Source organism: Microbacterium sp. EG9 (assembly GCF_059759475.1).
Window position 1 is genome coordinate 2,037,333 of sequence record NZ_CM186217.1, and the last position, 20,160, is coordinate 2,057,492.

Consider the following 20,160-nt stretch of genomic DNA (forward strand, 5'->3'; position numbering starts at 1 on the left):
TGCGAACGTGTGTGACGCGTCCAACTCTCAGGTGCCCGTAGACACACCCGAGGCGCGACGGGAAGGCTCAGGGGCGAAGGGGAGTAGTTCCGCCCGGCTCTGCGGGCGCGTCTGCGTCGACATGCTGACGATCACGATGATCCGTCCGGCGCAGCACCTCGACTCTCGAGGCGAACGAGACCTTCGGCCCTTTGTCGCGGCCGTGGTCCTTCCTCGGTCGCCCCGACGGAAAGACGATGATGCCCCCTGCCCTCATCCTGCGGATCACGGTATGCCTCGCGATCGCCGCCCCGGCCATCGGCTTGCGCATGACCGGCACCCACACCGTGCCCGTGCTCGACATGCTCATCTTCGGCGCTGCCGTGGTCGCCGCCGCATTCCTTCTCGCGTGGGCCGCCGAAGCGGCGCAGAAGGACATCTCCGGAGCGCTCGCCATCGCCATCCTCGCCCTCATCGCGGTGCTGCCCGAATACGCGGTGGACCTCTACTACGCGTTCCGCTCCGGGTCGGATGCCGCCTACCTTCCGTTCGCCGCCGCGAACATGACCGGGTCGAACCGGCTGCTGCTCGGCTTCGGGTGGCCGCTCGTGGTCATCGTCGGGATCGTCGTCGCGAGCCGGGCCGCGCGCAGGACCGGCGCCCGGGCGCAGCGATTCCTCGTGTTGCCGTCGGAGAGTCGCCTCGACATCGGCTTCCTCGCACTCCTCGCCCTCACGGCTTTCGCGATTCCGCTCCGGGGCGCCATCCCGATCTGGTTCGGCGTCGTCCTGATCGCCGTGTTCATCGCGTACCTCTGGCGCGCCGGGCAGGTCCCGTCCGACGGCGAGGAGGAGTTCGTCGGCGCGGCCGCGCTCATCGTCGATCTGCCGAGGCGAGCTCGCCGCGCCAGCGTCGTCGGATTGTTCGTCGTGTCGGCGGCGATCATCCTCGCCTGCGCCGAGCCGTTCGCCGAGGCGCTCGTCGCGTCGGGCAGCACGCTCGGAATCGACAGCTACTTCCTCGTCCAGTGGCTTGCTCCCCTCGCTTCGGAAGCGCCGGAGTTCATCATCGCCGTGATGTTCGCTCTTCGCGGCATGGGGGCAGCCGCGATCGGCACGTTGATCGCGTCGAAGGTGAACCAATGGAGCCTGCTGGTCGGATCGCTCCCCATCGCCCACTTCTTCGGCGGCGGAGGCCTCGCCCTCGCCCTCGATGCCCGCCAGGTCGAAGAGTTCGTCCTGACGGCGACCCAGACCCTCCTCGGCGTCGCGATCATCCTCGCGCTGCGCTTCCACCTCTGGTCGGCCCTGTCTTTGGCGGCGCTGTTCGCGGTGCAGTTCTTCGTGACCGACACCGGCGGCCGCTACGTGCTGAGCGCGATCCAGGCGTCCGCCGCGATCGTGGTGCTGTTCGTGCACCGCCGACACCTCCTGGTCACGCTCTCGGCTCCGTTCCGTCGACCGTCGGCGCGCACGTCGGATGCGGCATCCCTCCCCCCGCAACGCGCGACTGCCTAGGATGACGGGAATGTCGAAACCCGTCGTGAGCCGCATGGCCGAGGACTATCTGACCCTCATCTGGAAGGCCCACGAGTGGCCGGGAACGTCCGCATCCACGACGGAGATGGCCGCCGCCCTGGGCGTCACCGCGTCGACCGTGTCGGCGAACCTGAAGAAGCTCGCCCGCGACGGCCTCATCGCCTACGAGCCCTACGGCTCGATCGCCCTCAGCGACGCGGGTCGCACGGTCGCCGTCGAGATCGTACGTCGGCACCGCATCATCGAGACCTACCTGACCGAACGGCTCGGGCTCACCTGGGACCAGGTGCACGACGAGGCCAACCGCCTCGAGCACGCGGTGTCCGACCTCGTCCTGGATCGCATGGACGAGGTGCTCGGCCACCCGACGTTCGATCCGCACGGCGACCCGATACCGGCCCGCGACGGATCCGTCGCCACCGTGGACTCGCGGCTTCTCACGCAGGTCGCGACGGGAGAACGCGTCACGGTGATCCGCATCTCCGACCGCCATGCCGACGTGCTGCGCTACCTCACCGACAAACGCATCGTCCTTGGTACGACCCTGACCGTCATCCACCACTCGCTCGCCGCCGGCGCCCTCGTCGTCACGATCGGAGACGACCGGCGCGAGCTGACGGCCGAAGCCGCCGCACACGTACGAGTCGTTGCGGCCGACAGCGGCGAGGCCGAAGAGCGCGACCGGCCACGCTGAGCACCTCTCGACGTCTCGTCGCGCGTCGCCTGACTCGAACACGCCGGCGGACGCGACCCTATTCGAGAACCTTCTGCGCCTCTTTGCGTACCCACGTGCGGTCATCCTGGAGAAGTCCGCCGAGCACCGAAGCGGGCAACCGCACCTTTCGCTTACGGAGCGCCGACACGGCATGCCCGTTGACGTCACGATCAGACAACAACCCCAGCAACACCTGATCCGCCTCCGGACGCTTCGACTTGGCGAACCCGAGCACAACCATCTCTCGTCCCCGCCCATACCGCACATCCGTCGCCAGATCGACCAGCTCGTCGAAGTACGCATCGTCCCAAATGATCTCCAGAGCGCTCCCTGTAGCCCACCGTGCTCCCAGATTGGTTGGGTCAGATGCGCGCCGGAAGAACCGAATGAGCGCCGGAATAGCGACCGGCTTCGCCCACGGCACACTCAGTGCGCGGACGATCTCCTCTGCTTCGCGATCATCCGTCTCTCGTTCCAGAGCATCCACCAACACGGGGATGGCGCTCACGTATCGGATGCCAGAACGTCGCAAGTCCGCGAGTGACGAATATGCGTAGCCGAGGGTCGCGAGCTGCAAGAGGATCGGCTCCTTGCCGGATGGGTGAATCACATTCATGGCGGTGTGAACCGATCGATCGGGCCGAGAAATCGACTCCTGCAGGGCCGGAACTCCGGCCTACCCGACGCTAGCATCGGGCGAGCTCGGGAGACATCGCGAAAGCCCGACGGGCACGAAGCTCGAGTTCCAATCGGCGATCCGACCGTCCGCCTCGTTTGGCGACACCTCTGTGTAGTCAGGCGGCGCAGACGCGAGCCCGGGGACCCTGCCGAGGAAGAAGTAGGCGCCCGACGCCTCGAACGAAAGAGATGCCCCCGGCGGCGGCCACATATCGAACTCGAATCGCACAATCCCGGCGCGACGATGGGTGGTGGAACTCCCGACCGGCCAGGCCGACAGCGTACCGCTTCGCGCTGGGCCCGACCATGAAAGCTCTCGAACACGCCGTGCCACAAGCACACCCGTGTTCGCATCCCGCACCTGCAACGACGGGCGCATCTCGAAAAGGAGCCCGGCAACACCCGTAACGGCATCGAACCGGACAGACAAGAGCTGAGCTTCCTGCAGGGCGCCTTCCTGAGCGAAGGGATCGACCTCAGCAGCCGGCAACGCCGCTAGATCAACGCCGTGAGGGCTGAGCACGTCTGCAAGAGGAATCACTGCCGAAAACTAGCCGATCGTTCCGTCGGCGTCTACCGTTCCGAGATCCGAGACGCCGGCCGCTTCCCATCGTGCAATCGATGCCGCGATCGTGGGACCGTCACCGGCAAGAACGATATGGAAGGGAACAGCCGGACGGTCCCACCATTCCCTCAAGGCGATCGGTGTTCCCCACTCCCGCGCAGCATCCTCGAGCGACGAGACCAGCCACCTCAGAGACACCGGCGACTCATCGGCAAGCACTTGATCCGGCTCAGTTAGGAGAACAACGAGCCCAACGTCACGAGAGAACTCGTCCGCTTCACGGATGCACTCGTCGAACGCATCCTTGTTCTCAACGAAGTAGGTGGGGAACTGCAGAGCAGCCGCGAACTCGTCGAACACGCCCGCCACGTCCCTCATCTTCCGCCCGCGCACGACGCGCACCGCGACTCCCAGCCCGTGCTCCACTTCCACCGGGCCGTGGCGATCTCGTCTCGTCTCCCGGCAAGCACGACGAAGGTGCTCCCCGTCCGCACGGGTTCAACAAGGCTTGTCACTCCATGGCCCCTCGAATAGTCACGAACGTCGAGTAGTGGTCGCCGGTCCAGTATGCAGACCCGTCTGATCACGTCACAAGACGCCCCAGTTCTCGTAACATCGCAGCCCGCGGACCTGTGGCTCGAATCTCGTCAAAAGTATGAGGCTGAATTCACCGATCGGTCGGTAAGCTCAAAGTGATCGAAGCTGCGCGAGCGGTCTGTGCATACGTGCCGAAGGGTGGCCAATGATGCAGAGATTCTCAAGAGACACCGAAATCGGTGCTCGACGCGTGACGATGGCGATCGCGGCGGTCGTTACGACCGGAATTCTCACGCTTGCTGGAGTGTATCCGGCCGCAGCGGATGACACCAATGCCCTCAGCGCCGTACAGAAGGCCGCTCCAGATGCATTCGCTTCCATCGCGGACGCGACCGCGTCCGCTGATGGAATTGAGGTGACGGTCAACGGTGCAGCGGTTTCCATCCCCATCGAAGCAATCGACGGGCTGACGACTGACGCGGGTGACGGAGCCGTGCAGATCGGGCTACCGTTTGCGGAAACGGCCGACTCGGGATCCTCTTCAGCAGCCGGCACGATGACGTACGACAACAACAACGACACAAGCACCGTCGCTCTTGTGCACGACAGCGGAACGATTCAGGTGGCCACCGTCATCGGTTCCGCGCTTGCACCTACCCGATACGAGTACCCCATCGATTTACCTGCTGGCACCGAGCTCGTCATGAACGACGCCGGCGCCAAGATTGTCGACCGGGGTACGGGCGATACCGTCGGCGAGTTTTCAGCCCCTTGGGCAAGAGACGCACGAGGCGCGGCCGTTCCGACCCATTATGTGGTCAACGCGTCGACACTCATCCAGGTGGTGGAGCTCGATGGGAACTACGCGTACCCCATCGTTGCGGACCCCAGCTACACGCCTTACGATATCTACCTTTCTCACAGCACCGTTGTTTCGATGTACAACGCAATCAACAACATTCAAGGGGCTTGCAGCTTGCTGCCGCTTCCCTACTGGGTAGGAGTGGCATGCGCTAACGGCTTCCCAGGCAAGACCGCGGTGACCCAAGCGTATTGGCAGAACAAGCGAATCAAAGCGACCTACTGGAGCTGTGGCTTCAACTACTGCAGCTACTACACCTACGCAGTGGTTAAATAGGAAGGCGGGGTGTCATGCGATTGAGTTCAGCGCCCGCGAAAGCAGGCGTCCTGTTCGTCGGACTTCTTGTCGTCGTCTCGGGCGGTCTCCTCTTTATAGCTGCCGACTTCACGGCCGGTCTCATATGGACAGTTCTGACCTTGTTGGCGCTGACGGTCGTCGCGGCGCGCACTTTTCGCGGCGAACATGAGGGTCCGTCACGACCCGTGTGGCAGATGACCGCAGAGCCGACAGCGAGCTACGTGATCGGTGTGATTCTATTGGTGCAGAGCGGGTACGCCATGACGATCGCGCAAACGACACCCAGTCCTTGGACGGTCTACATCGCGGAGACAGTGCTATTCCTCCTCGGTCTCGCCTTCGTGAACTCGGGCCTGCGGCTGACCCGCGCGGCGAATCGCGAAGCGAAGCACTGAGGTATGAGGGCCACCCACGGGCGCCGCTCATGTGTTTCAAAAGGGGCTGTGGTCACCGTGCTCTTGCGGTGGTCGGGTTTTGGTCTTGATAGCGCGGATGGACCGCTCATTGAGACTGACGGCGATCTCGTCGCCACCGACGCTGATGGAGATGCGCCCCCTCTCTCCTTGGGCCGGATCATGTCGATGGCGACGATGCGGGTGAATGCGCAGACGCCTCTTTCCCCACGGAATGTCCGGCGGCAGGTAGCCGCAGATTTGACATTGAAGTTGCGATTCTTGGGGTATCGAAGTGGTCCAGGCATCGTTCGCCGGCAGGGTTTCACTGGCGGTCACAGCCAGCCTGCTTCGGAGATCATCAGCGCTTCCTCCCGCACCGACTGCGGAACCCTTTGGGACTACCGGCGGCGGCCTTCCAAGCGACCGCCGCGGCCAGCGGGCCGTGCACCGACCTCTGGAACTCGACTGCGCGGCGTCGGTAGAGTCGGATCATGAGGGCGAACATCATCGGCGGGGTTCTGCTCGTACTCGTGGGCATCATGCTCACGGTCCTCAGCTTGCCCTATGCCTCGCAGGGCTTCATGGGGTTTGTAGGAATAGCGAGCGGTGTGGTTATCGCCCTCTCCTCCATCAAGCCGTTCCTGGCTGCTCGAGCGATCCACGCACATCGAGCTCCGTAAGCGGTCACTTCCTTCAGGGGCACGCAGTTGGACCCCCTCTTTCGCGCAGCCTCGCATCTCGCGGGAAACGACCATATGAGGGGGGTGAGACGGGCGGCATCTACCGATACTGCTCAGGTACGCGGTGCAGACGGTCGAGCGCTGAGAGACCGTCATCGACGAGCGTGGGTTTGAACAGAGGCGCACCGGCGGCGAGCCACCGATCGCGGAAGCGACGCGAACTGGAGGGCGTTGAGTCCTCGTATCCATGTTCAACACGGCAGCAAGGACAAATATCCCAGGACGGGTCGTTTCCGCTCGTTCCCCACGGAAGGTCCGGCGGCTGGTAGCCGCAGATTCGACAATAGAGTTCCGGTTCATGGCGCATCGACGTCGTCCAAATTGCTCGAATGCCGACTACGGATCTGACGTGCCCCAGCGTAGCCAACCGGCTACGCCTCCAGAACCTTCTGCGCCTCTTTGCGCACCCACGTGCGGTCATCGTGGAGGAGTCCGTCGAGCACAGAAGCGGGCAACCGCACCTTTCGCTTCCGGAGCGCCGACAGAGCATGCCCGTTGACGTCACGATCAGACAACAACCCCAGCAACACCTGATCCGCCTCCGGACGCTTCGACTTCGCGAACCCGAGCACGATCATCTCTCGTCCCCGCCCGTACCGCACATTCGTCGCCAGATCGACCAACTCATCGAAAGCCGCGTCATCCCAGGAGGTCTCCAGCGCGTTACCTGCGGCCCAACGAACACCCATATTTGACGGCACGTCAGCTCGACGGAAAAACCGAATGAGTGCGCTCGTCGCCGTCGGTCGCGCCCACGGAACGCTCAGCGCACGGACGATCTCCATCGCGACACGATCATCATCTGATCCTTCGAGCGCCTGTACAAGCACGGGGATCGCGCTGACGTACCGGAGCCCAGACCGACGCAGGTTTGCCAGCGAGTCGAAATGATACCCAAGGCGGCCGAGCTCTTCCAGCACTACCTCCTGGCCTCCTGGCGCGGTCACACTCTGCCCGTCTCGTAGAAGAGCCTGCCGTCAGCCTCCTGGGTTTGCAGATAGTCGGCGACTCGGGAAGCGACCCTCTGATTCTCCGCGTCGATCGCGATCAGCTTGGGGTTCCCCCGCTCCACCGCTCCTCCAAGACCCATCACACGGTTCTGGACCTCGGCCTGCGTCTCGGCTGAGAGGTCAGAGAAGAGCACGCGGAAGACGTAACGCCCTGAATGCTCCGTCACGCGACGGACGCTGAAAGCTCCTTCCGACGTCGTCTCGGTTTCGACGACGTCTCCGAGCGCGACGTCGTAGAGGAAGAACGGTATGCAGCAGACCTCGAATGTCGATTCGGTCAGCTGCCGGCACCACAGCTGCTCATATCGGTCCTGCTCCGGCAACGGCGCGACGACGATGAAGTTGGCACGCTCTCGCCAGATGGGCTCGTGGTGCGCCGTGTACTGCCTGGGTGTTCGATTCACTGTGGGCCTCCACGCCGCACGTCCCGAGAGCCGTCTCTCGGCGATGCCGGATAGCGATCCGCGCCCTCACGGCGTTGCAGGGCAGACAGATCCTCCGCTCCTTCTCGGATGACGGCGCGAGCATCGAGCTGCTGCTTCTGCCCTTCAGCTGTCGCCACGACCGATGCTCACGCTCCCCAGTCCAGTCCCCGGTTGCATCGCTCTCGTCGCCAGCCACAGCTGACCCGTGACTCCCCAGTAGACCGCCATGTCTGTGAGCTCCAGGTTTGTCACAGCATCCGCCCCCCCGAGGAACAACGGGACTCGGTACCCAACGCAGTAGTCATGGCTGATCGGCAGCGTAGGCCCGCACTCATTCACCCACTCCAAGAAGAAGCCTGACGCAAGCGCAGCGTCTTCGTATTCGTGCAGCGTTGAGTCATGGAAATCGTCGAACGTCGCGGGGATCGTCAGGATCTCTCCCGTCCCGGGTTCGACGAGAAGCACCGATCGGAAACGTGCATCTTCCGCAGCCGCGGCGTCGAAGCCGAACTGACGCCCGAGCCAATCGAAGGCGAAGGGGCGGATGTCCGTCGTCGGGAACATCTCTGAGATCCACTGTGCTGCGGCCGGGCCCGACTCATCGTCATGCAGACGGTAAAGACCCCCACGAAACGAGGCCCCTGCGAACTCGTCCATGAAGGACGAGTATCCGGGCACCGTAAGCAGTGCGTCATCGCGCCAGGGCAGGCCTGCACTCGACACCACGTCGCGTCGTGCGCCGAACACGCGTCGGAACTCATCGAACATGAGGCTCCTTACCTATCGACATATTGCCACGCAGACCCACGCCTCCGCCGCTCAGCGCCATCAACACGCCTCCGCCGCTCGGCGCCATCAATCTGAGCGCGTGAAGTGAACCCTCTGGTCCTCATCTTGCAAGCTCCACGGATAGTAGACGAGGTGCATCTGGCCAGCGAGAACGTCTCTTTCGAGAAAGAACACCGGCGACACAGGACATCCGGATCGATTATCGGCGAAGACGTCTATCTCGAACCCAAGCGCGTCATCTCTCTTCGGATACCCGCCCCATGTACCTTCCCAATGAGCGCGATCTGACCAGTCCAAGTCGGCTATATGAACACCCGACGCGGCGGTGTAACACCCGAGCTCGATGGGCCAATCTGCAGAATGAAATCGGCCGCCGGGTTCGAAGGTGAGCGTAATACTCTGCCTCCTGGGATATGCGAGGACCCAGTCGCCAACGACATCTGCTCTGGAAATTGCCGCCACACGATATGTCGGATTCATCACCCATAACACGCCGAGAAGCACCAATAATGCTGCAGCGATGCCGCTGACGTGCGCAATCTGGCTCTCGGCCTTTCACTCACCACTGTATTTTTTCCATCCATTCGAAACAGAATCGATGGTCGATGAAATCATGCTGCGGCAAATTCCGCTGCAGCCTGGCGGTCACAGCCACCCCGTCTCGTAGATCATCTCGCCCACGCGACTCTCGGCCTGCAGCCACTCGCCAATCCGGGAAGCGCGAGCCGGGCTGTCAGCGTCGATCGCCAGCAATGTCGGCGTCGCCCATTCGATCAACCCTCCCGCGCCGATCGTCCACTGCTCGACCGCGCGACGGCTGTCCCGCGACGAGTCGAAGAAGTGCACACGAAAAACGAAGCGACCCGACCGTTGTCTCACGCCGCGAAACACGAAGCGACCCTCAGAGGTGGACTCTGTCTCGACGATGTCCCCCAGCGCCACGTCGTAGAGGAAGAACGGTATACAGCAGACCTCGAACGTCGACTCGGTGAGCCGCCGACACCACAACTGCTCGAATCGCCCCTCCTCGGGCAACCGCGCGTTGATGATGAAGTTCGCACGCTCCCGCCACACCGGGTTGGGATGAACCGAGTACCCACGGTCCGCGTTGGTCATTCTGGTACTCCCCACCAACTCGGCGCCAGCATCGTGAGCGTGATCCGCCGACACCGACCGGACTTCCAGATCGGCCGTTGACGCTCAGACATCCCCGAAGTCGCCGCCGCGCCGAGTCATGAAGACCCCGATCGAGATCCAGACGATTGACGCCACGGAGGCGCCCATGATGAACGAGGCGGCATCCATACCCCAGACCCTACATCTCGAGCACGGTTGGGCGAAGGAGTCAGCCGGTCAGGGCTTACAAAAGTGCAGGCCGCAGGATGTGAGCCTACAACCCCCGAATTATCGCGGCGGTCTTCTGATCAACCGACATTCTGCCCCGAACCGAAGTTCGTGACAGGCGTTCCTGGAAAGCAGATGCTGGCACTCGGTCAGAGGTCGAAAACGGGATGGCGCCGGATCGGGGGGTAATGCCGATCACGCATCCGGGTCCTCATCATCGTCGTGACCGCCCGATCCTCTCGCCAAGGTGACAGCGCCGAACAGAATGAGCACGGGGGCGATCCATCCGAACCAAAGGGCGTAAAGGGGACCGTATGAAGGATTGAAACCGGCGAGAATGGCGATCAGGAGGATGCCGAAGCAGGCGAACCCGCCAACCACACCCACCCGCGAGGATCGCGGAAGTCAGCTGGTCAGGGTGCCAGATAAACGGTGCCGGCTACAGGACTTGAACCTGCAACCCCCGTATTACAAGTACGGTGCGCTACCAATTGCGCCAAGCCGGCGGGGCCGCTCCAGTCTAGCCAGCGGTCCGGGCCGCTTACGGCGCCTTCGTCGGCGTGAGGGAGGGCGTCGGGGTCGCGGTCTGCGACTTGTAGTACGACCCGCTCGCGCTCGTGAGGACGAACTGGGAGAACTCGGCGGCATCCGACATGTCGCCGACGTACTGCTGGCCGTTGACGACGACCATCGGCGTGCCCGTCAGCGTGAGACCGTCGGTGCCCGGGATGCTGCTGATCGCACGCTCCGTGGCGCCCTTCACCCACGCCGAGTACGACTCCGTCTCGATGCACTCGCGCAGCTTCTTGGGGTCGTCCGACCCGTTGGCCTGCGCGATGTCGGCGAGTTCCTTGTTGGAGAACCCGTCCGAGTCGACGGCGGGCTGGCGGGTGAGCAGCTCATTGTTGAAGCTGAAGAACTTCGCGGGGTCGAGGGTTGCGACGCACGCGGCGGCGCTCGCGGCGCGCAGCGAGTACTTGGTCCCGTTCGACTTCGCGGTGAGCATCGACACCGGGTGGTAGGTCAGCGTCGCGGCACCGTCCGAGACCCACGACGACAGCTGCTGCGCGTTCGCGAGCTGCCACTGGCGCGCGGCGGGCGCGAGGTAGTCGACGTAGACGTGGATGTTGACGACGGATGCCGAGGCGCTCGGTGCCGGCGTCGCGCCCGGCTCGGCCGCAGCGGTGGGCTCGGGGGTGGCGCCGTCGATCTCGTCACCCGACGATGTCACCGAGACGGACGTGACCGCGAAGCCGTCTGCGGTCGCATCGGCGGGCTGGAGCTGCGGACGGTCGTCGTTGGACCGGATCGCCCACGACACGGCCACCGCGACGACGACCACCGCGGCCGCGACTCCGACCGCCAGCGCGAACCGCTGGACGAGCCGGACACGCGACTGCTTGGCGTGCACGAGCTGCGCCTTCTCGCGGACCGCGTCGCGGCGGCCGGCAGGCGTGGGCTCGTTCGGAGTGTCGTCGTGGGACATGGGACCTTCTGAGAGAAGCAGCTCGGGGTGCGTGCCGCCACACGTCGCGATCGTCGCGGACGGGGCTGGGCGATGCCTCGATGCTAGTCAGCCAGCCTGGGAAATGCCCAGACGGAGCCTCCTCCTCACCCGCGAGAACGTGCGATACTGAGAGCGCGTCCACCGAAGGGCGTGCGGGTCAAGCCCCCGCTCATTCCATCACTACGGATCGTCCGGCACGTACCTGCCGGTGAAGGAGAAGAAAACATGGCGTCCGTCACGTTTGACAACGCAACCCGCCTCTACCCCGGCGGCACCCGCCCCGCGGTCGACAAGCTGAACCTCGAGGTCGCCGACGGCGAGTTCCTGGTCCTGGTCGGCCCCTCCGGTTGCGGTAAGTCCACCTCGCTGCGCATGCTGGCCGGCCTCGAAGAGGTCAACTCGGGCCGCATCCTCATCGGCGACCGCGATGTCACCGACATCCCGCCGAAGGACCGCGACATCGCGATGGTCTTCCAGAACTACGCGCTGTACCCGCACATGACGGTCGCCGAGAACATGGGCTTCGCCCTGAAGATCGCCGGCGTCGGCAAGGAAGAGCGCGCGCAGCGCGTGCTCGAGGCCGCCAAGCTGCTCGACCTCGAGGAGTACCTGACGCGCAAGCCGAAGGCGCTCTCGGGTGGTCAGCGTCAGCGCGTCGCGATGGGTCGCGCCATCGTCCGCCAGCCCCAGGTCTTCCTCATGGACGAGCCGCTGTCGAACCTCGACGCCAAGCTGCGCGTGCAGACGCGCACGCAGATCGCGTCGCTGCAGCGTCGCCTCGGCGTCACCACGGTCTACGTCACGCACGACCAGACCGAGGCCCTCACGATGGGTGACCGCATCGCCGTGCTCAAGGACGGCCTCCTGCAGCAGGTCGGCACGCCGCGCGACCTCTACGAGAAGCCGAACAACGTGTTCGTCGCCGGCTTCATCGGCTCGCCCGCGATGAACCTGTTCCCGGTCGACCTCGCGAGCGCGGGCGGCATCCAGTTCGGCACCGCCGTCGTCGACGCCGACATCGACCGCCCGACGAGCGCGACGCAGGTCACGGCCGGCATCCGCCCCGAGGACATCATCGTGAACCCCGCCGACGGCCTCGGCCTGTCGGTGACGGTGGACCTCGTCGAGGAGCTCGGCGCGGACGGCTACCTCTACGGCCACACCGACATCGCCGGCAAGCGCACCGACATCGTCGCGCGCGTCGACGGTCGCAGCCACCCGAACGCCGGCGAGACGGTCGTCCTCGCCCCCGTGCCGCACCACGTGCACGCGTTCGACATCGAGTCCGGCGAGCGCCTCACCAAGAAGGCCATCGCCTCGGCCTGATCCGACGACGACGCGGCGCGGGTGGCTCCGGTTCAGCGAACCGGCCCCCGCGCCGCGTCGTATCCCCCGACGAAAGCGAAGACCGGCGTGGTCCACTCCCTCACGATCACTGCGAGCAGCGTCGACGCGGGCCTGCTCGCCCTGCCCTGGTCCACTCCTCTCGACGAGTGGGGCAAAGACACGATCGTCTCGCTCCCGAAGGGCCTGTCCCGCCACCTCGTCCGCTTCGCCGACCTGTCCGGACGTGTGGTGGCCGTCAAGGAGACCACGGGAGAGATGGCCCGTCGTGAGTACGACATGCTCGGCTCACTCGGCCGCCTCGACGTCCCCTGCGTCGAACGCGTCGCGGTCATCGACGGCCGCCGCACACCGAAGGGCGAGCCGCTGCCGGCGGCCCTGGTGACGGCCCACCTCAAGTTCTCCCTCCCCTACCGCGCGCTGTTCACCCAGGTGCTGCGCCCCGACACGGCCGGACGTCTCGTCGACGCCCTCGCGGCTCTGCTCGTGCGCCTGCACACGATCGGCTTCTTCTGGGGCGACGTCTCGCTCTCCAACACCCTGTTCCGCCGGGATGCCGGGGCCTTCGCCGCCTACCTCGTCGACGCCGAGACCGGCGAGCTGCACGAGGGCGGCCTCACGCGCGGCCAGCGCGAGCACGACCTCGATGTCGCGCGCACGAACATCGCCGGCGAGATCATGGACCTCGAAGCCGGCGGACGGCTCGAGGGCGGGGTGGATGCCGTGGCCATCGCCGACGGCATCATGTCGTCGTATCACTCGCTGTGGGCGGCCCTCACCGACAAGGAGAGCTTCGCGGCGGGCGAGGCCTGGCACATCACTGAGCGCGTGAAGCGCCTGAACGACCTCGGCTTCGACATCGGCGAGATGTCGATCCGCACCACGTCCGACGGCACGAGCGTGTCGATCCAGCCCAAGGTGGTCGACGCGGGGCACCATCAGCGCCGCCTTCTGCGCCTGACCGGGCTGGACGTCGAGGAGAACCAGGCGCGGCGGCTCCTGAACGACATGGACGAGTTCCGCGCACGCGTGTCGCGGCTGGGCTCGGACGAGGAGATGGTCGCGCACGAGTGGCTGACCCGCGTCTTCGAGCCCGTCATCAAGGCGATCCCGTGGGATCTGCGGGCGAAGCTCGAGCCGGCCGAGGTGTTCCATCAGGTGCTCGAGCACCGCTGGTACATGTCGCAGGCGCGCGGACAGTCGGTTCCCATCGCGGAGGTCGTCTCGTCCTACATCGACGACGTGCTGCGTCACCGCCGCGACGAGGCCACCGTCATGGGTCCGCCGACGGAGACGATGGCCATTCCGGTGATCACCGCCGCGATCGGCACGATCGACGACGACGAGGATGACGACGTCGACTGGCGCGATCTCGTCTGACGCGGCGTTTCGTCGAACGCCCGCCCGTCGAACCCCGTCCGTTGAGCGAGGCGCGCAGCGCCGAGTCGAAACGCCCCCGCCCGTCAGTAGCCGACGGTGAAGCGCTCGCGGACGTGCTTCGGGTTCTCGATCTCGTCGAGGATGGCGACGGCGAGGTCGGCTCCGGAGATGAACGACTCCCCCTCGGCATCCGTGACGAGGACGTCGCCGCCGTCGCGGTAGCGTCCGGTCCGCTCGCCCGGGTTGAACGCGCCGAAGCCGCCGGCCGGGTGGATGAAGAACCAGTCGCGGCCGGTCTGCTCGGCCTGCAGGTCTTCCAGCACGCCGATCATCTCCAGGGCCTCGGCCTTGAACTCCTCGGGGAAGCCCAGGTCGATCACGCGCTGACCGCCCGGTGCCACGAGGCTTCCGCCCGCGCCGCCGACGACGCCCAGCCGCACGCTCTCCGGCAGCACCGTGTTGAGGGCCTCGAGGTTGGGGCGCACGAGTCCCTCCATCGCACCGCGCGGAGCGACCGTGCTGACCACGACGTCGACGCCTTCCAGCTGCGCGACGAGGCCGGGGATGTCCAGCAGGGTGCCCTCGATGTAGGTGGCGCCCGGAACGCGGTCGGCGGCGACGGAGCGCGACACCGACAGGACGGTGTGCCCGCGGTCGACGGCCTCCGAGACGATGTGACGGCCGGCGAAGCCGGTGCCTCCCAGAACAGCGATGATGGCCATGTGGAGCGGTCCTTTCGTTCGACTCCGCGTCACTCGGACGCGGCGCGGATGGTGGCGACCTGGTAGAGCGCGACGGATGCCGCGATGCCGGCGTTGAGCGACTCGGTGGCCGAAGAGATCGGGATCGAGACGATCTGGTCGCAGGTCTCCGTCACCAGGCGGGACAGGCCCTTGCCCTCGGAGCCGACGACGATGACGACGGGGCGGTCGGCGAGCTCGAGCTGCGGCAGGGCGACGTCTCCGCCGCCGTCGAGACCGAGGACGAACACGCCCTGCTTCTTGAACTCCTTCAGGGTCGTCGTGAGGTTCGGTGCCATGGCGACCGGAACGCGGGCGGCGGCTCCGGCGCTCGTCTTCCACGCCGCCGAGTTGACGCCCGCGGAGCGGCGCTGCGGGATGATCAGGCCCTGGCCGCCGAAGGCCGCCGTGGAGCGGATGATCGCGCCGAGGTTGCGCGGGTCGGTCACGCCGTCGAGCGCAACCAGCAGCGGGGTCTGGCCCGTGGCGATCACCTGCTCGAGAAGGTCCTGCGGGTGCGCGTACTCGTACGGCGGCACCTTGAGGGCGACGCCCTGGTGCACGCCGTCGAAGCCGGCCATGCGGTCCAGCTCGGGCCGCGTGACCTCCATGACCGGGATGCCGCGCTGGGTCGCGATAGACAGCATCTCCTTGACGCGGTCGTCCATCTCGACGCGCTGCGCGATGTAGAAGGCGGTGGCCGGGATGCGCGCCCGCAGCGCCTCCAGCACGGAGTTGCGCCCGGTGACGTTCTCGGTGTCGTCGCCCGCCTTCGCCTTCGGGGCGCGCGACGGCCCCGGCTTCTGTCCCGGCCGTCCCTTGCCGCCCGCGGCCGCGTAGCGCTCGGCCGCGGCCTTGCGCTTGCCGGCGACGTGCCAGCTGCGGTCCTCGGCCTTGGGGGTCGGCCCCTTGCCCTCGAGCGCCTTGCGCCCGTGACCGCCCGTGCCCTTGAGCGGGCCCTTCTTCTTGCCCTTGCCCGCGGAGGGGTTGCCCGGCTTAGCCATCGTTCAGACTCCAATGGGTCCCGTCGGGACCGTCTTCGAGGACGACGCCGGCCGCCGCGATCGCATCGCGGAGGCGGTCGGCGCTCGCCCAGTCCTTGTTCGCGCGCGCCTCGGCGCGCTGGGTGATCATCGCCTGCAGCAGGCTGTCGAGCGCACGGCCCTGTGCGTCGTCGGTGTCGCCGCGCCAGCGCGGGTCCGCGGGGTTCATGCCGAGCACGCCGGTCATCCGCCCGACCTCGACGAGCGTGCGCGCGGCGGCATCCCGATCGCCGGCGTCGAGGGCCGCATTGCCCGCCCGCACGGTCTCGTGCACGACGGCCAGCGCCTGCGGAACGCCGAGGTCGTCGTCCATCGCGGCGGCGAAGGCCTCCGGCAGGTCGGCGACGACGAGCGGGGTCGGGGTCCCGAGCACGCGGGTCGCGCGCTGCTGGAAGGTACGGATCCGATCGAGGGCCGCCTCGGCGTCGTCGAACGACGCGGAGGTGAGATCGAGCGTGGAGCGGTAGTGGGCGGCGCCCAGCGCGTAGCGGACGACGAGCGGATCGCGTTCGGCGAGGACATCGGCCGCCAGCAGATGGTTTCCGAGCGACTTCGACATCTTCTGGTCGCCGACGGTGACGAGCCCGTTGTGCACCCAGTAGCGGGCGAACGCGTCGCCGGCCGCCGTGGACTGGGCGAGCTCGTTCTCGTGGTGCGGGAAGCGCAGGTCGATGCCGCCGCCGTGGATGTCGAACGATGCGCCGAGGTAGCGCCTGCTCATCGCGGAGCATTCGATGTGCCAGCCGGGACGACCGGGCCCCCAGGGACTGTGCCAGACGGCATCCGCAGGCTCGCCCTGCTTGGCGCCCTTCCAGAGCGCGAAGTCGCGCGGGTCGCGCTTGCCGCGCGCATCCGCGTCGGCGGCGGGCTCCATCGCGTCGATGCTCTGATGCGTGAGCGCCCCGTAGGACGGCCACGATCGCACGTCGAAGTAGACGTCGCCGGCGGCGGCGTAGGCGTGCCCACGCGCGATGAGGGTCTCGATGAGCTCCTGCATCTGCGGGATCGACCCGGTCGCCCGCGGCTCGTAGGTCGGCGCCAGGATGCCGATGGCGGAATACGCCTGGCCGAACTCGCGCTCCATGCGGTAGGCGAGGGCCCACCACGGCTCGTCGTCCGTCGCGTTCTGCAGCACCTTGTCGTCGATGTCGGTGACGTTGCGCACGAAGGTGACCCGGCCGAACCGTCGCCCCAGCCAGCGCCGCAGCAGATCGAACGCGAGAGCGGCACGCAGATGATGGATGCCGGGACCCGACTGCACCGTCGGACCGCAGACGTACATGGTGACGTTCGCCGGATCCTGCGGGGCGAAGTCGCGCAACGCCTGCACCTGGGTGTCGTAGAGCCGGACCGTCACCGCTCCAGCCTACCGGCGCGGGCGCCGACGGACGGCGGCGTGGGACACTGGCGGACGATGAACGCCCCCGACGACATCCTCATCCGCCCCGACGACCTCACCGGGCAGGCCACGCGCGCTCTGGTCGCGGCCCACCTCAGCGGGATGCACGCCGCGTCGCCCGCCTGCAGCGTCCACGCGCTCGACATCGACGCGCTGCGCGATCCGTCCGTCTCGTTCTGGTCGGCGTGGATCGCCGGCGAGATCGCCGGGATCGGCGCACTGAAGCGGCGCGACGCGCACCGCGGGGAGCTGAAGTCGATGCGCACCGCCGAGCGTTCCCTGGGCCGCGGGGTCGGTCGCGCGCTCCTCCGCCACATCATGGCCGAGGCGGCCGCAGCGGGGATGTCGAGCCTGTGGCTGGAGACGGGCACGACCGAGGAGTTCGCCGCGGCGCGGCACCTCTACGCCAGCGAGGGCTTCGTCGCGTGCGGCCCGTTCGACGACTACGTGCCCGACCCGTTCTCGACGTTCATGACGCGGGAGCTCTAGCACCGCGGGAACCGCGCCCGTCCACCCCTCAGCGGGGGACGACGACCGCGACGGCGAACGCCGCGACGCCCTCGCCCGTGCCCGTGAATCCCAGTCCGTCGGTCGTCGTCGCCGACACCGTGACAGGGGCGCCGAGCGCCGCCGACAGCACGCTCTCCGCCTCCGCCCGACGTGCGGACAAGCGCGGCCGGCGCGCTTGCACCTGCACCGAGACGTTACCCACCGCGTAGCCGGCCTCGGCGACGAGCGCGCGGGTCCGTGCGAGGAAGACCGCCGCGTGGGCACCCGCGTACTCCGGCTGATCGGTGCCGAAGTGGGTGCCGATGTCGCCCAGGCCGGCGGCGGCGAGCACGGCGTCGACGATCGCGTGGGCCACGGCATCCCCGTCGGAATGACCCTGCAGTCCGGGCTCGCCCGGCCAGGCGAGTCCCGCCAGCCAGAGCTCGCCCTCGCCGCCGACGGCGTGCACGTCGGTGCCGATCCCGACGCGGGGCAGCGCCGCCGCCACGGTGCCGGCAGGACGGGCGCCGAGGAGTGCGCGAGCACGGTCGAGGTCTGCCGGCGTCGTGATCTTGAAGCCCCGTTCGTCGCCGGCCACGGTCCAGACGGCGGTGCCGGCGCTCTGGACGAGCGCGGCGTCGTCGGTGTGATCGGCGGATGCCGCGGCGTAAGCCGCATCGATGACGGTGCGCGAGAAGCCCTGCGGGGTCTGCGCGGTCGCGAGGTCAGACCGGTCGACGGCTTCGCGCACGGCCTGGCCCGCGACCCGTTTGACGGTGTCGACCATCGGCAGCACCGGCAGGACGGCGTCCTTCCCGTGCTCGAGCGCGTCGATCACGCGGGAGAAGACCTCCGGCGGCGTGAGCGCGCGGGCTGCGTCGTGCACGAGCACCCGCTCGACGTCGGGCCACACGGCGTGCAGACCGGCCGCCACCGAGGCCTGCCGCGTCGGGCCGCCGGCCACCACCGAGACCAGGTCACGGCGGGGGCCGGCCGCGGCGAGAGCGTCCGTGAGCGCATCGCCGACACGGTCGGCGGGTGCGACCACGATCACCTGAGCGGCCGGCGCCGCGAAGACGCCGTCGAGGGCATGACGCAGCACGGTGTGCTCATCGAGTCCGACGAAGGCCTTCGGCACACCGACGCCGAGACGCTGGCCGGAGCCCGCGGCGACGACGATGACGGCGACGTGCGGGACGGGAAGAAGTTCGGAACTCACATCGCGACCCTACCGAGCCGCGTCCGCGCGGGCGAGCCCGCGCGGCGGTCAGCTCGCGAGGACCTCGTCGAGCACGCCCGAGGCGTGGTCCTCGTCGGCCTTCAGCGCGAGAGCGATCTCCGAGACGAGGATCTGACGTGCCTTGGCGAGCATGCGCTTCTCACCCGCCGAGAGGCCGCGGTCCTGATCGCGGCGCCACAGGTCGCGCACCACTTCGCTCACCTTGATCACATCGCCGGAGGCGAGCTTCTCGAGGTTCGCCTTGTACCGGCGGGACCAGTTGGTGGGCTCCTCGGTGAACGGCGCGCGCAGCACGTCGAACACCCGCTCGAGACCGTCCTTGCCGATCACGTCACGAACGCCGACCAGGTCGACGTTGTCGGCAGGGACCTCGATGATGAGGTCTCCCTGCGTCACGTTCAGCTTCAGGTACTTCTTGGTCTCGCCCTTGATGATCCGGTCCTTGACCTCGATGATCGTCGCGGCCCCGTGGTGCGGATAGACGACCGTCTCGCCAACCTCAAAAAGCATGCAGTTATGTCCTTTCGGCAAAGTCCAGAATACCACAGGCGACATACGCTAAGGTTCGCCGGTTCGAGGCCGAGCCGCCGGGCGGCGGGGGCGGCGCCGGCTCCCGGCATAGAATGAGGACACACCGACTCGTCCAGGAGGATCCGTGAACACGCGCCGTCTCGCGTCCGTCGCCCTCGCCGCCGTTGTGGTCCTCTCCACGGCCGGCTGCAGCATGATCTCGCCGCAGGCCACCACCATCACCTACTCCCCCGCGGAGGGCGTCAACATCGCCCACTCGGAGCCGCTGAAGGTGCGCAACGCGCTCTTCGTCGCGAACGAGGACGGCACCGAAGCCAACTTCCTCGCGGCGATCGTCAACGACACCGACAGCGCCGAGAGCCTGCTCGTCGGCGTCGACGGCACCACGCAGCGCGTGCGCGTGCCCGCCCGCTCCACCGTGAGCCTGGGCTTCGACGGCGCCGACCCGCTGCTGTTCACCGGGCTGTCCTCGAAGCCGGGCACCGACGTGAAGGTGTCCTTCCAGTCCGGCACCGGTGAAGCGGTCGAGGATCGCGTGCCCGTCCTCGACGGCACGCTCTCCTACCTCGCCGACTTCGTCCCCGCGAGCTGATCGCCGCGGGCCGGGCGCCCG

The 20,160-nt window shown here is 67.0% G+C and carries 22 protein-coding genes and 1 tRNA gene; 9 read left to right on the forward strand and 14 right to left on the reverse strand.

Translation table 11 applies throughout. The features are described from left to right. The first annotated feature begins 236 nt into the window (after nt 1-236). Together AC6CQV_RS09620 and AC6CQV_RS09625 are read left to right on the forward strand one after the other, a co-directional pair. Nucleotides 237-1,496: a calcium:cation antiporter family protein gene (locus tag AC6CQV_RS09620; RefSeq protein ID WP_498259336.1), complete on the forward strand. Its 1,260-nt coding sequence runs from the start codon at nt 237-239 to the stop codon at nt 1,494-1,496. A 10-nt stretch (nt 1,497-1,506) separates the two neighbouring features. Beyond that, complete coding sequence (locus tag AC6CQV_RS09625) at nt 1,507-2,211, forward strand: metal-dependent transcriptional regulator (RefSeq protein WP_498259337.1); 705 nt, start codon at nt 1,507-1,509, stop codon at nt 2,209-2,211. A 58-nt stretch (nt 2,212-2,269) separates the two neighbouring features. Here AC6CQV_RS09625 and AC6CQV_RS09630 read toward each other — a convergent pair whose 3' ends face one another. Both AC6CQV_RS09630 and AC6CQV_RS09635 read right to left on the reverse strand, forming a co-directional pair. Continuing rightward, nucleotides 2,270-2,740 carry a HEAT repeat domain-containing protein gene (locus tag AC6CQV_RS09630; protein WP_498259338.1) on the reverse strand — a complete coding sequence of 157 codons (471 nt, stop codon included), beginning with the start codon at nt 2,738-2,740 and terminating at the stop codon, nt 2,270-2,272. A 720-nt stretch (nt 2,741-3,460) separates the two neighbouring features. Beyond that, nucleotides 3,461-3,907 carry a barstar family protein gene (locus tag AC6CQV_RS09635; RefSeq protein WP_498259339.1) on the reverse strand — a complete coding sequence of 149 codons (447 nt, stop codon included), beginning with the start codon at nt 3,905-3,907 and terminating at the stop codon, nt 3,461-3,463. 310 nt (nt 3,908-4,217) lie between these two features. Here AC6CQV_RS09635 and AC6CQV_RS09640 point away from each other — a divergent pair, with 310 nt between their 5' ends. Together AC6CQV_RS09640 and AC6CQV_RS09645 are read left to right on the forward strand one after the other, a co-directional pair. Continuing rightward, a complete protein-coding gene (locus tag AC6CQV_RS09640; RefSeq protein ID WP_498259340.1) occupies nt 4,218-5,150 on the forward strand; it encodes a hypothetical protein in 933 nt (310 codons plus the stop codon). 14 nt (nt 5,151-5,164) lie between these two features. Then, nucleotides 5,165-5,566 carry a hypothetical protein gene (locus AC6CQV_RS09645; protein WP_498259341.1) on the forward strand — a complete coding sequence of 134 codons (402 nt, stop codon included), beginning with the start codon at nt 5,165-5,167 and terminating at the stop codon, nt 5,564-5,566. 36 nt (nt 5,567-5,602) lie between these two features. Here AC6CQV_RS09645 and AC6CQV_RS09650 read toward each other — a convergent pair whose 3' ends face one another. Then, nucleotides 5,603-5,902 (reverse strand): hypothetical protein, encoded by a 300-nt coding sequence (locus AC6CQV_RS09650; RefSeq protein WP_498259342.1) that lies wholly within the window; start codon nt 5,900-5,902, stop codon nt 5,603-5,605. Nucleotides 5,903-6,057: 155 nt separating this feature from the next. Between AC6CQV_RS09650 and AC6CQV_RS09655 the strand changes: the two genes are divergently transcribed. Further along, on the forward strand, nt 6,058-6,246 hold the full coding sequence (locus tag AC6CQV_RS09655) for a hypothetical protein (protein WP_498259343.1): 189 nt from the start codon (nt 6,058-6,060) through the stop codon (nt 6,244-6,246). A 431-nt stretch (nt 6,247-6,677) separates the two neighbouring features. On the opposite strand, the gene AC6CQV_RS09660 is transcribed toward AC6CQV_RS09655, so the two are convergent. From AC6CQV_RS09660 to AC6CQV_RS09685, 6 genes are all read right to left on the reverse strand, one after another. Beyond that, complete coding sequence (locus AC6CQV_RS09660; RefSeq protein WP_498259344.1) at nt 6,678-7,226, reverse strand: HEAT repeat domain-containing protein; 549 nt, start codon at nt 7,224-7,226, stop codon at nt 6,678-6,680. 23 nt (nt 7,227-7,249) lie between these two features. Beyond that, on the reverse strand, nt 7,250-7,720 hold the full coding sequence (locus AC6CQV_RS09665) for a DUF4265 domain-containing protein (RefSeq protein WP_498259345.1): 471 nt from the start codon (nt 7,718-7,720) through the stop codon (nt 7,250-7,252). A 144-nt stretch (nt 7,721-7,864) separates the two neighbouring features. After that, nucleotides 7,865-8,509 (reverse strand): T6SS immunity protein Tdi1 domain-containing protein, encoded by a 645-nt coding sequence (locus AC6CQV_RS09670; protein WP_498259346.1) that lies wholly within the window; start codon nt 8,507-8,509, stop codon nt 7,865-7,867. A gap of 666 nt (nt 8,510-9,175) precedes the next feature. Continuing rightward, nucleotides 9,176-9,646 (reverse strand): DUF4265 domain-containing protein, encoded by a 471-nt coding sequence (locus AC6CQV_RS09675; RefSeq protein ID WP_498259347.1) that lies wholly within the window; start codon nt 9,644-9,646, stop codon nt 9,176-9,178. A gap of 661 nt (nt 9,647-10,307) precedes the next feature. Beyond that, nucleotides 10,308-10,380, reverse strand: a tRNA-Thr gene (locus AC6CQV_RS09680). Between the two features lie 35 nt (nt 10,381-10,415). Beyond that, on the reverse strand, nt 10,416-11,360 hold the full coding sequence (locus tag AC6CQV_RS09685) for a DsbA family protein (RefSeq protein WP_101305849.1): 945 nt from the start codon (nt 11,358-11,360) through the stop codon (nt 10,416-10,418). Between the two features lie 246 nt (nt 11,361-11,606). Here AC6CQV_RS09685 and AC6CQV_RS09690 point away from each other — a divergent pair, with 246 nt between their 5' ends. Together AC6CQV_RS09690 and AC6CQV_RS09695 are read left to right on the forward strand one after the other, a co-directional pair. Then, the gene (locus tag AC6CQV_RS09690; protein WP_060959902.1) at nt 11,607-12,707 is read left to right on the forward strand and encodes an ABC transporter ATP-binding protein; all 1,101 of its coding nucleotides are present in this window, start codon (nt 11,607-11,609) and stop codon (nt 12,705-12,707) included. Nucleotides 12,708-12,794: 87 nt separating this feature from the next. Continuing rightward, the gene (locus AC6CQV_RS09695) at nt 12,795-14,105 is read left to right on the forward strand and encodes a DUF4032 domain-containing protein (protein WP_060959903.1); all 1,311 of its coding nucleotides are present in this window, start codon (nt 12,795-12,797) and stop codon (nt 14,103-14,105) included. A gap of 83 nt (nt 14,106-14,188) precedes the next feature. Here AC6CQV_RS09695 and AC6CQV_RS09700 read toward each other — a convergent pair whose 3' ends face one another. Genes AC6CQV_RS09700 through cysS form a run of 3 tightly spaced genes read right to left on the reverse strand, consistent with a single transcriptional unit; the run spans nt 14,189 to nt 17,245 of the window. Next, a complete protein-coding gene (locus tag AC6CQV_RS09700) occupies nt 14,189-14,827 on the reverse strand; it encodes an NAD(P)-dependent oxidoreductase (protein ID WP_060959904.1) in 639 nt (212 codons plus the stop codon). Between the two features lie 29 nt (nt 14,828-14,856). Next, nucleotides 14,857-15,849 (reverse strand): 23S rRNA (guanosine(2251)-2'-O)-methyltransferase RlmB, encoded by a 993-nt coding sequence (rlmB, locus tag AC6CQV_RS09705; RefSeq protein WP_060959905.1) that lies wholly within the window; start codon nt 15,847-15,849, stop codon nt 14,857-14,859. Further along, on the reverse strand, nt 15,842-17,245 hold the full coding sequence (cysS, locus tag AC6CQV_RS09710; RefSeq protein ID WP_492491072.1) for a cysteine--tRNA ligase: 1,404 nt from the start codon (nt 17,243-17,245) through the stop codon (nt 15,842-15,844). Before cysS ends, rlmB begins: the two co-directional genes overlap by 8 nt. Nucleotides 17,246-17,302: 57 nt before the next feature. On the opposite strand from cysS, the gene AC6CQV_RS09715 reads away from it, so the two are divergent. Then, nucleotides 17,303-17,776, forward strand: coding sequence for a GNAT family N-acetyltransferase (locus AC6CQV_RS09715; protein WP_492491071.1), 474 nt, complete (start codon nt 17,303-17,305; stop codon nt 17,774-17,776). Between the two features lie 28 nt (nt 17,777-17,804). Here the strand turns inward: AC6CQV_RS09715 and ispD are convergent, their stop codons facing one another. Together ispD and AC6CQV_RS09725 are read right to left on the reverse strand one after the other, a co-directional pair. After that, nucleotides 17,805-18,995, reverse strand: coding sequence for a 2-C-methyl-D-erythritol 4-phosphate cytidylyltransferase (gene ispD, locus AC6CQV_RS09720; RefSeq protein WP_498259348.1), 1,191 nt, complete (start codon nt 18,993-18,995; stop codon nt 17,805-17,807). 48 nt (nt 18,996-19,043) lie between these two features. After that, entirely contained in the window at nt 19,044-19,526 is a 483-nt protein-coding gene (locus AC6CQV_RS09725; RefSeq protein ID WP_023954865.1) for a CarD family transcriptional regulator, read from the reverse strand. A gap of 145 nt (nt 19,527-19,671) precedes the next feature. Between AC6CQV_RS09725 and AC6CQV_RS09730 the strand changes: the two genes are divergently transcribed. Continuing rightward, nucleotides 19,672-20,139 (forward strand): hypothetical protein, encoded by a 468-nt coding sequence (locus AC6CQV_RS09730; protein WP_060959908.1) that lies wholly within the window; start codon nt 19,672-19,674, stop codon nt 20,137-20,139. Nucleotides 20,140-20,160 lie beyond the last annotated feature (21 nt).

Coding starts and splice junctions, on each gene's coding strand:
- AC6CQV_RS09620 (WP_498259336.1), top strand. CDS start 237: ATGATGCCCCCTGCCCTCATCCTGCGGATCACGGTATGCCTCGCGATC.
- AC6CQV_RS09625 (WP_498259337.1), top strand. CDS start 1,507: ATGTCGAAACCCGTCGTGAGCCGCATGGCCGAGGACTATCTGACCCTC.
- AC6CQV_RS09640 (WP_498259340.1), top strand. CDS start 4,218: ATGATGCAGAGATTCTCAAGAGACACCGAAATCGGTGCTCGACGCGTG.
- AC6CQV_RS09645 (WP_498259341.1), top strand. CDS start 5,165: ATGCGATTGAGTTCAGCGCCCGCGAAAGCAGGCGTCCTGTTCGTCGGA.
- AC6CQV_RS09655 (WP_498259343.1), top strand. CDS start 6,058: ATGAGGGCGAACATCATCGGCGGGGTTCTGCTCGTACTCGTGGGCATC.
- AC6CQV_RS09670 (WP_498259346.1), bottom strand. CDS start 8,509: ATGTTCGATGAGTTCCGACGCGTGTTCGGCGCACGACGCGACGTGGTG.
- AC6CQV_RS09675 (WP_498259347.1), bottom strand. CDS start 9,646: ATGACCAACGCGGACCGTGGGTACTCGGTTCATCCCAACCCGGTGTGG.
- AC6CQV_RS09685 (WP_101305849.1), bottom strand. CDS start 11,360: ATGTCCCACGACGACACTCCGAACGAGCCCACGCCTGCCGGCCGCCGC.
- AC6CQV_RS09690 (WP_060959902.1), top strand. CDS start 11,607: ATGGCGTCCGTCACGTTTGACAACGCAACCCGCCTCTACCCCGGCGGC.
- AC6CQV_RS09700 (WP_060959904.1), bottom strand. CDS start 14,827: ATGGCCATCATCGCTGTTCTGGGAGGCACCGGCTTCGCCGGCCGTCAC.
- rlmB (WP_060959905.1), bottom strand. CDS start 15,849: ATGGCTAAGCCGGGCAACCCCTCCGCGGGCAAGGGCAAGAAGAAGGGC.
- AC6CQV_RS09715 (WP_492491071.1), top strand. CDS start 17,303: ATGAACGCCCCCGACGACATCCTCATCCGCCCCGACGACCTCACCGGG.
- AC6CQV_RS09725 (WP_023954865.1), bottom strand. CDS start 19,526: ATGCTTTTTGAGGTTGGCGAGACGGTCGTCTATCCGCACCACGGGGCC.